12 protein-coding genes are annotated in these 14,810 nt (G+C 62.2%); 4 read left to right on the top strand and 8 right to left on the bottom strand.

The annotated features are described in order from the left end of the window. Window positions 1–57 precede the first annotated feature (57 nt). The 4 genes from C4S68_RS10190 to C4S68_RS10175 all read right to left on the bottom strand — a co-directional run bounded on the left by C4S68_RS10190 (window position 58) and on the right by C4S68_RS10175 (window position 2,645). Window positions 58–492, bottom strand: a complete 435-nt coding sequence (locus tag C4S68_RS10190) for a 23S rRNA (pseudouridine(1915)-N(3))-methyltransferase RlmH (RefSeq protein ID WP_268807276.1) — start codon at window positions 490–492, stop codon at window positions 58–60. A gap of 8 nt (window positions 493–500) precedes the next feature. Further along, window positions 501–1,082 carry a ribosome silencing factor gene (gene rsfS / locus C4S68_RS10185; protein WP_103932960.1) on the bottom strand — a complete coding sequence of 194 codons (582 nt, stop codon included), beginning with the start codon at window positions 1,080–1,082 and terminating at the stop codon, window positions 501–503. Between the two features lie 98 nt (window positions 1,083–1,180). Further along, complete coding sequence (gene nadD, locus C4S68_RS10180; RefSeq protein ID WP_103932959.1) at window positions 1,181–1,804, bottom strand: nicotinate (nicotinamide) nucleotide adenylyltransferase; 624 nt, start codon at window positions 1,802–1,804, stop codon at window positions 1,181–1,183. 187 nt (window positions 1,805–1,991) lie between these two features. Next, on the bottom strand, window positions 1,992–2,645 hold the full coding sequence (locus C4S68_RS10175) for an OmpH family outer membrane protein (protein ID WP_103932958.1): 654 nt from the start codon (window positions 2,643–2,645) through the stop codon (window positions 1,992–1,994). A gap of 1,426 nt (window positions 2,646–4,071) precedes the next feature. Between C4S68_RS10175 and C4S68_RS10170 the strand changes: the two genes are divergently transcribed. Next, window positions 4,072–5,262: a response regulator gene (locus C4S68_RS10170; RefSeq protein WP_103932957.1), complete on the top strand. Its 1,191-nt coding sequence runs from the start codon at window positions 4,072–4,074 to the stop codon at window positions 5,260–5,262. Between the two features lie 158 nt (window positions 5,263–5,420). Then, on the top strand, window positions 5,421–5,630 hold the full coding sequence (locus C4S68_RS10165) for a hypothetical protein (protein WP_103932956.1): 210 nt from the start codon (window positions 5,421–5,423) through the stop codon (window positions 5,628–5,630). Window positions 5,631–5,675: 45 nt separating this feature from the next. On the opposite strand, the gene C4S68_RS10160 is transcribed toward C4S68_RS10165, so the two are convergent. Together C4S68_RS10160 and C4S68_RS10155 are read right to left on the bottom strand one after the other, a co-directional pair. Further along, entirely contained in the window at window positions 5,676–8,465 is a 2,790-nt protein-coding gene (locus C4S68_RS10160; RefSeq protein ID WP_235011498.1) for a TonB-dependent receptor, read from the bottom strand. A gap of 180 nt (window positions 8,466–8,645) precedes the next feature. Continuing rightward, the gene (locus C4S68_RS10155) at window positions 8,646–9,713 is read right to left on the bottom strand and encodes a glycosyltransferase (protein WP_103932955.1); all 1,068 of its coding nucleotides are present in this window, start codon (window positions 9,711–9,713) and stop codon (window positions 8,646–8,648) included. Between the two features lie 178 nt (window positions 9,714–9,891). Between C4S68_RS10155 and C4S68_RS10150 the strand changes: the two genes are divergently transcribed. Next, the gene (locus C4S68_RS10150; RefSeq protein ID WP_103932954.1) at window positions 9,892–10,929 is read left to right on the top strand and encodes a hypothetical protein; all 1,038 of its coding nucleotides are present in this window, start codon (window positions 9,892–9,894) and stop codon (window positions 10,927–10,929) included. Here the strand turns inward: C4S68_RS10150 and C4S68_RS10145 are convergent. Then, window positions 10,926–12,182, bottom strand: a complete 1,257-nt coding sequence (locus tag C4S68_RS10145; protein WP_235011497.1) for a UDP-glucose dehydrogenase family protein — start codon at window positions 12,180–12,182, stop codon at window positions 10,926–10,928. The genes C4S68_RS10150 and C4S68_RS10145 overlap by 4 nt on opposite strands. 116 nt (window positions 12,183–12,298) lie before the next feature. Between C4S68_RS10145 and C4S68_RS10140 the strand changes: the two genes are divergently transcribed. Then, window positions 12,299–13,498, top strand: a complete 1,200-nt coding sequence (locus C4S68_RS10140; RefSeq protein WP_103932952.1) for a glycosyltransferase family 4 protein — start codon at window positions 12,299–12,301, stop codon at window positions 13,496–13,498. Between the two features lie 30 nt (window positions 13,499–13,528). Here C4S68_RS10140 and C4S68_RS10135 read toward each other — a convergent pair whose 3' ends face one another. After that, on the bottom strand, window positions 13,529–14,479 hold the full coding sequence (locus tag C4S68_RS10135; protein ID WP_103932951.1) for an SDR family oxidoreductase: 951 nt from the start codon (window positions 14,477–14,479) through the stop codon (window positions 13,529–13,531). Between the last annotated feature and the right edge of the window lie 331 nt (window positions 14,480–14,810).

The raw sequence follows: 14,810 nt of genomic DNA, 5'->3' as shown, positions 1-14,810 counted from the left end.
GCATCAATCTTGCCCGGATCTCGCCACGCCAGAGAGCATCAGCACCGTTAGAGCTGCTCAGTGGCCTGAGTGGTACGGATGTCCCTCGAGAATCGCCAGCGCCCGGTATAGCTGTTCGGCTGCGACAGCAAGCGCTAGCTCGTGCGGCAGCGTGATTCGCCCGAATGCAATCAGCTGATCAGAAGCTTTCCTTGCAGCATCGCTCCACCCATCGGGTGGGCCAATGGCAAAGACGAGGTGCTGTTGCCCGTCGACTCCTGCCTGCCCTAGCTGCTGAGACAGCTCTTCCGAGCTCAGGCTCTTGCCTCTTGAGTCGAACAGATACACCAGAACCCGGCCCTTGGATCGGGTCTGTTCCAGCCATGCCAGAAGTCGAGCTTCATCGGCGAATCGGTGCGCTGCGACCGGCGCAAGCCGCAGTGCTCGCTGGCAGTAGTCCTCCACCAGCGCCGCACAGGGCGCGGACTTCATCTTGCCGCCGATCGAAGCCAGCGTGATCTTCAGCGCGCAGTGCCCTTCTTGACGGCCTTCTTCGGCGCAGCAGCCTTCTTGGCAGGAGCCGCCTTCTTCGCCGCAACCTTCACGACCGCCTTGGTGGCAACAGCCTTCTTGACCGCCTTCTTTACCGCCTTCTTTGCCACGGTCTTCTTCGCAGCCTTCTTCGCCGGAGCCTTCTTCGCAGCAGTCCGTTGTGCCGAGATAGCCGCAGTAAGATCAGAGTTCAGATCAGCGACACTCAACGATGTCGCGGACTTCCGCAACCTCTCCAGGCCATAGAAAGCGCGCTTCTCGGGCGAGAACACGTGGACGATGAAGTCCACATAGTCCATCAGGATCCACTCTCCCTGGCGTTGGCCTTCAATGGAGTTGGGATAGGTGCCGAAGTTCCTCTTCAGCTTGATCTCGATCTCATCGACGATTGCCTGGTTCTGCCGCTCGTTGTTACCGCTGCAGATCAGGAAGTAGTCGGTAAGGCCGCTCTCGGCCGGGTCGAGAGCCAGAATACGAATGTCCTCGGCCTTCTTGTCTTCTGCCGCCGCGACTGCCGCGGCCAGCAATTCTTTCACTTCAATCTTTGCCATTAAATCCTCTTCGGTTCTCAATGGTAGCGCAGCCCCAGCGCGAACGCAGGATTCCTTACCAGCAAGTTAGATGGGATCAGCGCTGCCACGGCCTTCAGCTATCTGCCATAAAGATGACGGGCCTCGATATAAGCAAGAACTCCCGGGGTGAGTGACTCAAGGCGACGCTCGCCTGCCAGAAGCTGCGAACGAACATCAGTCGCCGAAATCGGCACATCCACGCTCTCTAATAGATGCACGCGCTCAGCATCATCCTCCGGCAAAGCCACAGATCGCAAGTCTTCTCGCGAGAAACCTGGCCGGCTCACGACAATCCACTCGGCTGCCCGCAGCAGGCCCTCCGGGCGATGCCAGAGCGGCAGGCTGAGAAAGGCGTCCGCACCCACCACGACAAACAGCTCCAGCCTCGCTGCGGAGGCTTCCGTGGACCCGAGCGTGGCTCTCAGTCGATCAAGGGTATCGATCGTGTAGTTCGGCGAGCCGTCCGGCCGAGGAGCGTCGATCGCACTCGCCTCGAGGCCCACTTCCCCCTCGCAGAGCAGCTCCACCATCGCCAGCCGATCAGCAAACGGAGCAGATCGCGCATCGGGCTTCAAGGGCTGCTTGCCCGTTGGCGCCAGCAGGACGAGGTCGAGCGAGAATGCATCGCGTGCGGCGCAGGCAACCGCCAGATGGCCCCGGTGCGGAGGGTCGAAGGTTCCACCGAAGTACCCGACCCGCATGCTCGTGCTCCCTCCCAGCGCCGATCTCCACCGTGCTCCCGTCATGATAGGCGGCACTGAGGCAAACTGCATTCCGGCAACCCAGGGAAGCTTGGAACACACGTGCGAAGAGCGGGCCGTGAGGGCCGCAAAAGCCAAAGCGGAGACCCGAAGGTCTCCGCTTTGGTCAAGCTCGTATTTGAAAGAGCTACTTCTTGGGAGCGGGAGCTGCTGGCCGCGAGGCTGCAGGACGCGGTGCCGAAGGCGCGGGAGCCGCAACGCCCGAGCTGGTGTTGTAAGCGTTGACGACGGCCTGCGAGATGTCCGTCGACGGCTGCCACCACAGGAACTGGCTCTGGCCCTGCTGCACGCCGCTGTTCACGACCATCGTAAAGCCGTGGTCCTGGGCGTACTTCACTGCCACTGCGCCAACCTTCTGCGCAACCTTGCCCATGGCCTCGTTCAGGTCGCTGCCGTACGCTTCCTGAGCTTCGTTGCCGTCGAGCTGAGCCTGCTTCTCCTTCGTATCGATGTCGCGGAGCAGCTTCGCCCGCTCTGCATCGGTGGTCGTCGCAGGCAGAGCCTGCTCCTGCTTACGGAGCGCGTCGATCTGCGCACCGAGCTGGTCGAGGGCGGCCTTCTTGGGATCGTACTTCTTCTGAACTTCAGCTACGGTCTTCTGACCTTCGTTGGTGGCAAAGACCACCTGTTCGAAGGCGATGATCGCGATCTTTGCCGGAATAGCCTGGGGCTCAACCGACTGGGAAGCAGCCGGAGCCGCGGGAGCCGCGGTCTGCGCGGCCATGGGGAGGGTAGCGATGCCAGCGGCCAGCGCCGTGACAAGGACAAAGGTGCGGTTCATGTGGTTCTGGAGACTCCTTACCATTTCGGTCTTGAATGAGGTGTGCAGCATAGAGGGCTAGTGGCAGCGCAGGTTGGTTGTCGCGGTCAACTCGGTCGCCTTCGGCTTCGCTTCCTGGCGGAAGCGCCGCCGGAGAGATCCGCGATTCTCAATCTTCCCGCCCGCACACCCCTTCGAGCTTGCGGCGCGCATAGAGGTTCCAGATACGAAGACTGGAACGGACTATGGTCTTGCGGTAGCTTCGATCGCTTGGCTTGGATTATAGGAGAGCCCCGATGGCCGGTCAATCAAGGGGATTTCACATTCCCCTGTGCACAGCGAGCGAAGTGCCGCTTCTTGTCCGCATCTAAAGATTGACCCGTACCCTGGGCCCGGTGGACCGCAACATCATCGCCATCCGCCATAATGTCGCTAAACCCGCCCGGATATCCATAAAACGGAAGAGCTGAACCTCTGATATTTCAATTTTCAGGTGGTTTCTTGCGTCAGCACTGAAGTAAGTCCATGTAAACGCAGCAATTCCATTTTGGTACGCGGATTGCTCTATAGAAAAGTGTTCGAGATTGGGCGGCCGCCACGCGGACCCCCGCCGAACAGCCGGTATAAGGGTAACGATCAGCTTCCATCATGAGAAGCGCACCCGCTCCGGTCGGTTCCGTGTGGAGTCGCTCTGCGTAGGGAACCACCTTTTGGAGGCCAGTGACTGGCCATGCAAGGTCGAGGGCCATCTTCCGGGGAGGGGAGATGGCCCAACGGCTTTCTGGTCAGTCCGGCCGATTCTCCGGGAATTTCAAAGCTTCGCTCACTTCGACCCTCGAGGGTTACCATTGCGTCCCTTGCGCGCCTGCGCCATCGGGCGTAGTATCGTGGAGGTTCGATGGAGGAAACAAAATTCCTGCATCCAGATGTCCCAGCTGGGGAGCTGAGACAGGATAGAACCTGAAGGCATTGCCCTCACCGCAACCTTCAGCCAGCGTAGACTCGATCAACATTGCATCACCGATTGCAGCCAGCGCCCTTGAAGCAGTAATGCCCTGACCGTCATCACCGCGCAGTCGTCAAATCGCGGGGTGTCGACACGAACGGCGAGTACGGTTCACCCGCCCCGATCGTTCGCACGGAGCACTCAGGTTCGCGGATTCGAAGTTCGACGGAAGTTGCAGGGCAAAACGCAGGCCGCGGCAGGGCCTCCGACGAAGTTGTTGGAGCCACGAACCACGGTGCCAGCAAGTACAGCGGCGCGGGATGCAGCCGCGCGGCGGCCAGCCGAAAAAGACCGACCTATTGAGCGATAGCTTGATTCCTTCTCCGAGTGACAGCAGTACCGCGACAAGTCCAACCCTGTGCGCAAGCGCAGGTTCGTGCCTTATCGCGCCATTCGGCGATTCCTCCAGGCAGTGAAAGGCAAGAGGGTAACCACAGCACCATGTCCGAGCAGAACCTGATGGATGCTCCGTCGCACGATGCGGCGGGGGATTTCGACTCCGCCGATTTCGGTACCGAGTCCTATGGCGATCGCGAATTTGAGGCCGGCTCCGCAGGCCCCAACGGTCAGCCGGCCCCAGGTATGGGCCAGAGCAAGAGCAGCCGCCGCCGTCGCCGAAAGCGGAAGAACAAGCAGTCCCCAGGGGAGACCGGCGCCGGAAGCGTTGCTGCTTCGGTGTCCGAAGCGCCCATCGTGATGGAAGGCGAAAGCCTCGCGCTGGCAGCCTCCGCTGCACCTGTCGCGGCGCAGGCACAGCCCCAGTCGCAGCGACGCCAGCAGGGCAGCAGCCAGCGCAACGGCGATCAGCGTAACAGCGATCCTCGCGGTGGGGCCGATCAACGCAGCGGCGATCAGCAGGGCCCCGGCAAGCGCTGGAAGAAGAAGTTCCGCGATCGCGAGCGCCGTCCGCGCAACGAGAATCCTGGCAATGAAGTTCGTTCCGAGGCCTCGAGCTCAAGTTCGGGCCGCGAACATCGCCCCGACAACTTCGGGAACCTGTCCTCGGGCTTCAAGCGCAAGGGCAAGAGTGGTGGCGGCCAGTCGCGCGAGCGCACCGGCTTTGTCGGCCCGATGGACCACAGCTACCGCGAGGCCAGCGCCGACTTCCCGCAGGCTCCGGCATCGACGATCCAGCTCAATGGGCGTCGCGGCGGCCATCGCCATCACGGCGACAACCAGCCTATCGACCACTCCATGCCGCGCGCAGTGCCGATCCCGGAAGGCGCCCAGACGCACATCTACTTCTTCATCGAAGAGCTGTTCTTTGTGGCGAAGATCCAGGAAGCAGCGCGCAAGCTTGGCGTCAAGGTCGCCTTCATGAAGGGCGATAACAAGGAAGCCCTGGCGGAGCTCACCAGCGGTGAAGAAGTCAACAAGCCCGCGCTCATCGTGTTCGATCTGAACAACGCCAATGCCAAGCCCATGACGCTCATTCCGAAGCTCAAGGCCAAGCTCAAGCGTTCCGTCTCGGTCATCGGCTTCCTCTCGCATCTGCAGGGCGACCTCAAGGCCAAGGCCGTCGAGGCTGGCTGCGATGTCGTGATGCCACGCAGCGCGTTCTCGCAGAACCTGCCCAACCTGCTTCGCCGCTACGGTGTTCACGAAGAAGAAGAGATCAACTACAACTACTAGCTTTATGAGGGCCGCACACGGGCCCTCAGGATGCAAGCGAAAGAGCCCTGCCAATCGCAGGGCTCTTTCGCTTTTGGACAAAGGCCGAATGTTCTGTGTGGGATGAAGCGCACCAAACACCCGTGCGCCGCATCTCACAGACATATAGGAGAACGCACATGCCTAACAGTCAGCACTCCGGTCCCGCCGAGCGTCACTTCCAATCGGAACACGCGCACGATGTCGCCGCTGCATCCCGGGACCAGCACCAGGGACTTTCGAGCCACGAGCAGACAAAGTTTGCCGAAGAACAGGCCCGCGAAGCCCACGAGCATAATGCTGCCGTTCAGCACCACGCTGAGCACAAGGACGAAGCCGACAAGAAGTAGCCAGGGCAGCAAGGCGGCACGGATCGCTCCGGCCGCCATGCGCTCCTAGAAGCTGTAGCGAACACCAGCCTCGATCCGGCGACCCGGATCAGCCGCGTACGCTACACCGAACTGCGGCGAGCCCAGCACTCCGCCCACGCTCGTCACGTTCATGTGGTTCAGTACATTCGACGAACGCACATTCAGCGTGACACTCTGCGGATGATCCGCCTTCGCGTTATGCGAGAGCTTGAACGTCCGCTGCAGGTTCGTGTCGAGGTAGTTGCTCCAGGGCATCACGCCCTTGTCGCGCGGGAAGACCCCCGTGCCTCCGCTCGCGACCAACTCACCCCACTTCGTCGCGTACCCACAAGGCGTGGCGTTGGGATTCACGGAGCACAGTGGCGTTCCTGCAACAGCATAGGTGGGGCGATCGTTGAAGACGCCATCACCGTTGTTGTCGAAGCCCGTCGTCACGTTGAACACATGGCCGCCCTGTCCCGAGTAGTTGAAGCTCACCTGGATCTTCTCCGGCAGCGTAACGGTGGCGTTCCCAAAGACATTCCACTCTCCCTGGTTCAGCCTGCGTGCAAACTCGCCCGCGTCGCTGTTGGCATTCTGCGGCGTAAAGAACGTGTCGTCGTTGTTGTCGTCGATCAGGTTCACACGCACCCCTCCTACGAAGAACTGCACGCGCTTGAACTTGTGATTCTCCAGCCCGCCGAAGACCGCGTTGCCGGTTCCCTGCGCGCTGTTCTCGGCGCGGTAGATGTTGGTGTTCGCGGGCCCCGGCCGTGGCCCGGTCGGCGAACCGTTGAGCGGAGCGTTGATGTTCTTGCTCCGCATCATGTCCCACATGCGCACGGCGTAGTAATCGATCGATAGGTTGAAGCCGTAAGGCAAAACACGTGTGCCGCCAACATTGGTAGCGCCCCACGTCTGCGCTCCGAGATGCGGTCCCCACTCACGTTGACTCGTGATCACTGTTCCCGTCGAAAGCGGCTGGCAGGTGTTCGCTACAAAGACGCCTGTGCAGGTCGGGCTGTAGACCGTGCTGGTGATCCGGTGCACACCGTCTTCGCGCAGCATCTCCGCTTCGGAGGTTGTACCTTCCTGGCCGGAGAACATTCCCCAGTGCGCATGTAGTGTCCATCTGCCCTTCTTGTCCGGCGACCAGAGCAGGCCGATGCGCGGCACAAGCGAGCCGACAAATAGCGGATCGTTCTGAATGTAATACCGCACGCCATACGCTACATGCAGCCCGTGGCCCGCATTCCAGTCATCCTGGAAGAACAGCGTATCCCGCACCTGGTTGAAGTTCACGGTCGGCGTTCCCGTCACGACGCTGTAGGCCGTCGGTTGTCCGCCCGCATACCCAAGCAGCGCCCGGCGATACTGCTCGACTCCGGTGATGGTCTCGGTCTGTCCAGCGATGGCATTGTTGTTCGCATCCAGCACGGGAGCAGTGCCTCCGCCGAACACGTAACTCCCATTGAAGCTCTGCGTCAGTTGCCGCCGCTCCAGGTAGTTGAAGAACTGCGTGCCAAACTTCAACGTATGTGCCTTAGTCGTCAGGATCGCATCGTCGTCGTACTCAATCTGAAACTCGCGAATATGCTGCGGGCCAAGCGTTGAGCCACCTCCCGTGAACGCGCCAGCCACGCCAACCTGCGGCGCGTTTGACACAGGAGCGTCCACGCTCCCGCTCCAGCGGAAGCTCGCGCGTGCTTCGTGCATCAGGTGCGCGTTGAACAAAGTCACATCGCTTATGCGGAACATGTGCTCGTACGTCTGCGCATCATAGGCGCCTTCCTGCAGCGTGCTTCCGCCCACACCCTGGTTCGAGAGGTGGTTCACGTTCGCGCTGTACGTGGCGATGAACGTATTCTTCGCACCAAGCTGCAGATCGTAGCGCGCCGTCGCGAGCCACAGCCGTTGTGGCGTGGCCACGTTCGCGATGGTCGACGTCTGATTCCCGCTGCCGTCCAGCGTCACGGCATTGACCACGGCAAAGTTGTCGATCGAGCGGTGCTCCAGCGTGACCGCAAAGTCACTGTTCTTCTGCGTGACAGGTCCGCTCAGCTCGAAGCCATAGCGCTGCTTGCCGATGGAGGCCTTGCTCACCGAGAAAGGATCGCGAGCGTTCATCCACGGGCTGCCGTTCACTGCGAACAGGGCTCCATGAAAGGTCTTCGCCCCGGGCTTGGTGTAGACCTCGACTCGTCCGCCTTCGAACGGTGGCTCGCGATACTGCGCAGAAAACTGATCCGGGTTCACCACGATGTACGCGATGGAACTCTTCGGCGGCAGTGCGCTCGAGTCCTGAAAGCCATCGACGGCGATCGTCGTGTTGGATGGGTTGCCGCCTGCTGCTGCTGCCAGCTGTGTCAGCTCGCGCTGCAGATCATCGGGGTCATCCGCAAGCGCCTGCAGCCTGTCGCCGGCGATGGTCTGCGTCGGCCCGCTCGCGTTGGCGCTGGTCGCAGCTGTCGCGCTCACATCCACGTCGAGCTGCGTCTCCACCTGCTCCAGCGAAAGAATCACACTGAGCGCCGCGGCATGTGGTGCGCTCACATCGATCTTCTTCGCAGCGAAGCCATCACTCGCGACCAACAGAGTGTGGCGACCGGGAGTGACGCATGGAAACCGGAAGAGGCCATCCGCACCACTCGTGGTCGCGGACTGCCCGTCAAGTGTCAGGGCCGCGCCTGGAATCAGGGCTTCGGTCGTGTCGCGCACGGTGCCGCTCAACACCGTGCAACGTGCAGGCGCAGCTGCCTGCGCATAGAGAGTCATGCCCGCGCCCAATGTGGGGGCGAGCAGAAGCCATCGAGAGGCAAAGACAGAGTTGTTCATGGATTTTAGGCGAGTTGGGCCGTTGCCGCGCACTCCCCATGAGTGTGCGGACGATCCGCTCCAAGGCCTTCTACTCGCATTGCAAGGTACGCGAGGAGGCGCACGGCGGTTCCCGTACCGCAACCGAATGCACATCTACAGGTTGTTCAGGAAAGCACTGCCAGCTGAGTCAGCCCTGAGTCAAACGCGATTCGCATAAAGCTCGAGGTAGTGCTCGCCCATGCGCTCGAGCGTGAAACGCCGCTCGTACTCATCCTGAGCGCGCGTGGAGAGCTGAGACCTCAGCGCCTCATCCGTAGCCATGCGCACGATCGCCCTGCCATACGCTTCGCCGTCGCCCACGGGAACGAGAAGCCCACTCTGCGTCAGCCGCGATACCTCGCCCATACCACCTACGTCTGTCAGGATCGACGGAACGCCCAGGCTCATCGCCTGCAGCAGAGACATCGGCAGGCCCTCGGTCACAGAGCTCATCACGAAGACATCCGCCGCGGAGAAGAACGCCGCCGTATCCATGCGCATCCCCCAGAAGCGCACAACATCACCGAGACCAAGCTCTGCGGCCCGCGCTTCAAGACCGGCACGTGCGCTACCGTCACCGACGATCCAGCAGGCGAGGCCAGGCACATGCTCGCGTGCCTGCGCTACGCCCTCAAGCAGCGTCGTCAGGTTCTTCACCGGCTCCAGCCTCCCGACGAAGAGCAGCGTGAAGCCACGCTTCTGGACCTCATCGGACTTCACTGGCGCAAGAGGCAACGCACCGTTGTAGACCTTGCGAATTCGATCCTTCGCAGCAAGCGCACCCATCTCGATGCCGTCACACACCGCCTGGCACACGCCCACGATGTGGTCGCAGGCATGGCCTGCAGCGTTGTACTTCAGCTCCTCGTTGCGTGGATAGGGATCGAGCGTGAACCCGTGGCGCGTCGTCAACACGCAACGTACGCTTGCCAGCCGCGCTGGAAGCGCGGCCTGGATCGTTGGTGCGACGTTGTGGCAATGCACCACGTCGGGATCCAGCGTCGCAATAAGCTTGTAGTAGCGAGCCATCGTCAGCAGCGGATGCGCTTCACCCAGCACGTAAAGCTCGAAGCCTTCCGTCCTCAGAGCCTCGCCCAGCACGCCCAGCTTCGAGTAGCAGGCAATGCGGACATCATGCCCCTGCGAGCGATGCAGGCGCGCAAGCTGCGCGACGATGACCTCCGCACCACCCATCTCCAGGCTATAGACCGCATGCAGAATCCTCATCGCCGGAGAGCCCCTCGCCGGAGCTCGGCACAAGTCCGAGGGCGCGTCATCGCTGCGGTGTTGCGCTTCCCTGTCTTGCCGCTCATGGATATGCCGATTCTACCGCTGCGTAGGTACGTCTCATCCTGCTGCGCCGCTACAATGATTCAAGCCACTCCAGCTTCGCGCCGATCGACCCATGCCCTTCCCGAAATCCGCAGACCTATGGTTGCCAGGCTACCTTCGCAGCCGCTTGAGCCGCATCGGCCAGCCCCCTGCGAAGCGTCTCTGGGTCGCAATCACAGACCACTTCGAGCCGCACGGCAGGGTTGACCTCGCCCGCGCGTATCAGCGCATGAAGATCTGGCACGAATGCTGGCCGCGCATCGCCGCCGAAGCCCCTCGCGACAGCGCAGGCATGCCTCCCTGCTTCACGGCGTTCTATCCGCAGGAGGAGTACGACCGTGGCCTGGTGGACAACATCGCTTCTCTCTGCGGCGATGGCTCCTTCGACGTCGAGGTCCACCTCCACCACTTCAACGACAACGCCGCGAGCTTTGAAGCCAAGCTGCGTGAGTTCATCGCGCGGCTCCACAACGACCATGGCCTGCTGCACATGCGCGACGGCAGACCGGTCTTCGGATTCATCCACGGCAACTGGGCGCTCGATAACTCGCACCCCACCGGCTTTGGCTGTGGTGTCACGGGCGAGCTGCAGATCCTGCGCGACCTCGGCTGCTATGCGGACTTCACCATGCCCTCGGCGCCGTCTCCCACGCAATCGCGCATTGTGAACCAGATCTACTGGACCAACGGCGATCCATCGAAGCCTCGTGGCTTCGACGTCGGCACCATCGCATCTCCGGGCGAAGGCCGCCGCGGAGACCTGCTGATGATCACCGGTCCCCTTGGCTTGCGCTTCAAAGGCCGCCTGCTGCCACGCGTCGAGACAAGCGAGCTGGCAAACTACGATCTCCCAACGCCCTACCGCGTACAGCGCTGGCTCGATCTCGCTCCGCGCATCGGTGACGACATCTTCGTGAAGCTCTTCGGCCACACGGCCCGCGAAGATAACGCTGCGGCGCTCCTCGGCGATGGCTCCGCAAACGCGCCCATGGCGAAGATGTTCCAGTGGATCGCAGAGGCCGCGCGCGCGCGCAACCTCGAGCTGCACTGGGCCAGCGCGTATGGCATGTACAGCGCCATCGACAAGATCGTAGCGCCGGCCGCTTCTTAAGCTTCGTTCTGCTCCATCGCAGCGAGCTTCGTCAGATCCAGTGTCGGCTTCCCGCTGGCCTGCAGCGTTGCAAGCATTGCCGCCGAGGGCTTCTGCGCAATGACAATCGCATCGGTGTCGGTCAGCAGCTCCTCCACGCTCTTCACCATCAGCCTGCCGATATGCGGCAGCGCCGAGACAACGAAGCTCAGGTTGCTGCCGTAGATCGCCTCCAGCCGGATGTGGGGATCGTAGATGCGGGTCTCGCGACCCTTGCCCAGCAGGAACTCCACCAGCGCGATGATCGGGCTCTCGCGCAGGTCGTCGGTATCTTCCTTGAAGGCGAGGCCGAAGATGCCGACGCGCTTCCCGGGCAGCGCGAGAACAGCGCGAATACCGCGGCGCAGGTGCTCGTCGTTGGAGGGCAGCACGCTCTCCAGCAGCGGCAGCTTCACATCCAGCCGCGACGCGCGGAAGGTCAGCGCGCGCAGATCCTTCGGAAGGCACGATCCACCGAAGGCAAAGCCCGGCTTCATATAAGCCGCCGAGGTGTTCAGCTTCGTGTCCTTGCACATCGTGGCCATCACCTGCATGGGGTCGACACCCAACGCCGAGGCCAGTGATCCAATCTCGTTCGCGAAGCCCACCTTCACCGCGTGATACGCATTGCAGGTGTACTTGATCATCTCCGCCGTGCGCAGGCTCACGATCTCCGCCTCGACGGGGAGCGCGCTGTAGAGCCCGGCGACGATCGCCGAAGCCACATCACTCGTCCCGCCCACCACCAGCAGCGAGGGCTCCATGAAGTCCTTTACCGCGGCGCCCTCGCGCAGGAACTCGGGGTTCGACACCAGGTGCACACTGGGCTTGTCCGAGAAGACAGAGCTCAGCAGTGCTTCGCAGGTTCCAGGGAACACGGTGCTGCGAACTGCAATCACCAGCGGCTTCGAGCGCTCGCCCACCAGGTCCGCGATCTCCGCGGCAACGCGATGCAGCTGCCCCAGGTCGATGTTGCCGTTCACCTGCGAAGGTGTACCGACGCACAGCAGCATCACATCCGCTTCGGCGACGGCCTCGCGCGTCAGCGCCCCGGCGCGTAGCCGCTTTGCCTCCACATTGCGCTGAACGAGCTCGGTGAGGCCGGGCTCATAGAACGGAGATTGCCCCTGCGCGATCATCTCGATCTTGTGTTGATCGCGATCGACGCCCAGTACGTTGTGCCCAATCTCGGCCAGGCAGGCCGAGCTTACGCAACCTACGTAGCCCAGACCCATTACAATGATGTTTCGCTGTGTCACAGCCTGCACGGTGCTTTCTGCGGTCCAATCTCTTCGCGATGTCGGTGTCTGTTCATGGTAGCTGAAGCAATGTTCCGGGAGAGTCTGAACGGATGAAGATTCTCTGGGCCAGCCCATTCTTCCTTCACCCCACAGATCGCGGTGCGCAGATCCGCTCCCTGGGAACCCTCAGGGAGCTGCACAAGCGCCACGAGATTCACTTCGCCGCGCTGAATGACCCCGCAAATACAGAGGGCCCCGAGCGCGCGGGTGAGTACTCGACCACACAGACGGTCGTCTCCCATGTGGCACCCAAGCGTGGCTCGCTGGGCATGGTGCCGCAGCTCGTGGCCAGCCTCTGGGAGCAGGTTCCGCTTGCAGTGTCTCGTTATGCGTCAGAAAGACTTCGCAGCGTGATCGCAGCGAAGATGGCATCCGAGCACTTCGACTCCATCGTCTGCGACTTCCTCGCCTGCGCGCCGAATATGCCGGACCTCTCGCGCACCGTTCTCTTCGAGCACAATGTGGAGGCCACCATCTGGCAGCGCCACGCCAGCCAGGCCGGCAATCCACTCAAGCAGTGGTTCTTTACTCAGCAGGCCCAGCGCATGGAGATGTACGAGCGCAACGTCTGCCGCTCATCCAGGGCTGTCATCGCCGTCTCCGACCTCGACGCCCGCCGCATGCAGCAGATCTTCGGCGTCAGCAACGTGGCCAGTGTGCCGACCGGCGTCGACCTCGACTACTTCCGCCAGCCAGTCACGTCGCCAAAGCGCCAGGGCCTGGTCTTCGTGGGCTCGATGGACTGGCTCCCGAACATCGATGCCGTCCGCTTCTTTCTCGGCCAGGTCTTTCCGCTCATCCTGGCGCAGCGTCCCGGCACGACGTTCACCATCGCCGGGCGAGAGCCGACAGCCGAGATCCGCGAGCTGGCAGCGGCGGTACCCGGCGTTACCGTCACGGGCACTGTGCCGGATATCCGGCCCTATCTCTGGGAGTCCGCAGTCTCTGTCGTCCCCATCCGCATCGGTGGTGGAACCCGGCTGAAGATCTACGAGTGCATGGCGGCGGGCCTTCCCACCGTTTCAACTACGGTTGGCGCCGAAGGACTCACCTACAACGACGGCAAGGACATCCTCATCGCCGATGAGCCTGCGAAGTTCGCTGCCGCTTGTCTGCGCCTGCTGGAACAGCGCGAGGCCGCGATGGAGACTGCTGCCAACGCACTCGAGCTCGTCGAGCAGAGCTTCTCCTGGTCAGCGATTGGCCGCGTCTTCGAAGCCATCCTCGAGCGCAACCGCCTCGAGGCATGAGGCGGCCAACTGCCCTGTGGCTAGGCCCGTTCAGACCGCGACAGCCGAAGTCTGCCTGCACCAGGCGATAGTCTTCTCCAGGCCCGAGGCGAAGTCTGCAACCACCTCGTAGCCGAAGGTCTCACGCGCCAGGGAGATGTCAGCGAGCGAGTGCAGAATATCGCCCTCGCGTTCCGGCCGGAATGCCACATCGCCCTTGTACCCGGTAGCCCGCTTGATCAGCTCGTAGGCCTCGAGGAGCGTAGTGCTCTTCCCCGTGGCAACGTTGAAGACCTTGCCGGCGACCTTGGCCGAGGTCTTCGCGACGCGCAGGTTGGCCGCGACGACGTTGTCGATGTAGGTGAAGTCGCGGCTGGTGCTGCCGTCGCCGTAGATGACCGGCGTCTCGCCCGCGAGCATCTTCGCGATGAAGATCGCCAGTACGCCGGAGTAGGGCGAACCCGGATCCTGTCTGGGGCCAAAGATGTTGAAGTAGCGCAGCGACACCGCATCCAGCCCATAGCAATGGGCGTAGCTCGCGATCAGGTGCTCTCCCGCCAGCTTCTGCACGGCGTAGGGGGAGCAGGGGGCCGGCAGCATGCGTTCGTGCTTGGGCTGCTCGGGGGCGTCGCCATAGGCGGCCGAAGATGCGGCATACATCAGCCGGCGGACCCCAGCCTTGCGTGCACCCTCCAGCACCTGCAGCGTGCCCATCAGGTTCGAGTCCATGGTGCCGACCGGGTCCTTGACAGAGAGCGGAACCGACGGGATGGCCGCCTGGTGAAAGACATACTCGCAGCCCGCGCAGGCCGACTCCATGGCCTTGCCGTCCTGCACGTCGCCTTCAATGAACTCGATCCGGTTGCGCAGTCCTTCGAGGTTGTCCAGCTTCCCCGTGGAGAAGTTGTCTATGCCACGGACCGTAGCGCCCTCGGCCGTTAAGGCCCGCGCCAGGCTCGATCCAATGAAGCCTGCAACGCCTGTAATCAGAATCCGCGACATTCTCAATCCCTCGCCCGTGGCGGCAGCGCATCAGGGACGGCTCACGTCCCGGCTTCTCGGCTCAGCGTGTCTTTGTGCGTATGGTTCCATTATGCCCCACGTGTCATGCACTTCCAGCGAAATCTACCGTCCCGAAAAGGGGCATTCGGGGTATGCCTGAGTGCTGTTTGGTACAGCGCCAGATGACCACTCTGTGTCATCGCGCGGCCGGGAAGAATGAGCGCCCAGACACCGCTGGAGATCCCACCAAAGATCGAAGGCAATAGCCGCGGGCCACTCACATTGCCAAGCTACAATTGCCACATCGACCGCGCATTGAAACCTTCTGCCC

It is taken from the genome of Bryocella elongata (assembly GCF_900108185.1).
Classification (GTDB): domain Bacteria; phylum Acidobacteriota; class Terriglobia; order Terriglobales; family Acidobacteriaceae; genus Granulicella; species Granulicella elongata.
The sequence above is the reverse complement of the archived record's forward strand: the minus strand, read 5'-3'. Positions and strand labels throughout refer to the sequence as shown.

Bases quoted from the DNA above. Each gene is read 5' to 3' on its own strand.
- rsfS (WP_103932960.1), bottom strand. From the start codon at position 1,082: ATGGCAAAGATTGAAGTGAAAGAATTGCTGGCCGCGGCAGTCGCGGCG.
- nadD (WP_103932959.1), bottom strand. From the start codon at position 1,804: ATGCGGGTCGGGTACTTCGGTGGAACCTTCGACCCTCCGCACCGGGGC.
- C4S68_RS10175 (WP_103932958.1), bottom strand. From the start codon at position 2,645: ATGAACCGCACCTTTGTCCTTGTCACGGCGCTGGCCGCTGGCATCGCT.
- C4S68_RS10170 (WP_103932957.1), top strand. From the start codon at position 4,072: ATGTCCGAGCAGAACCTGATGGATGCTCCGTCGCACGATGCGGCGGGG.
- C4S68_RS10165 (WP_103932956.1), top strand. From the start codon at position 5,421: ATGCCTAACAGTCAGCACTCCGGTCCCGCCGAGCGTCACTTCCAATCG.
- C4S68_RS10160 (WP_235011498.1), bottom strand. From the start codon at position 8,465: ATGAACAACTCTGTCTTTGCCTCTCGATGGCTTCTGCTCGCCCCCACA.
- C4S68_RS10155 (WP_103932955.1), bottom strand. From the start codon at position 9,713: ATGAGGATTCTGCATGCGGTCTATAGCCTGGAGATGGGTGGTGCGGAG.
- C4S68_RS10150 (WP_103932954.1), top strand. From the start codon at position 9,892: ATGCCCTTCCCGAAATCCGCAGACCTATGGTTGCCAGGCTACCTTCGC.
- C4S68_RS10145 (WP_235011497.1), bottom strand. From the start codon at position 12,182: ATGGGTCTGGGCTACGTAGGTTGCGTAAGCTCGGCCTGCCTGGCCGAG.
- C4S68_RS10140 (WP_103932952.1), top strand. From the start codon at position 12,299: ATGAAGATTCTCTGGGCCAGCCCATTCTTCCTTCACCCCACAGATCGC.
- C4S68_RS10135 (WP_103932951.1), bottom strand. From the start codon at position 14,479: ATGTCGCGGATTCTGATTACAGGCGTTGCAGGCTTCATTGGATCGAGC.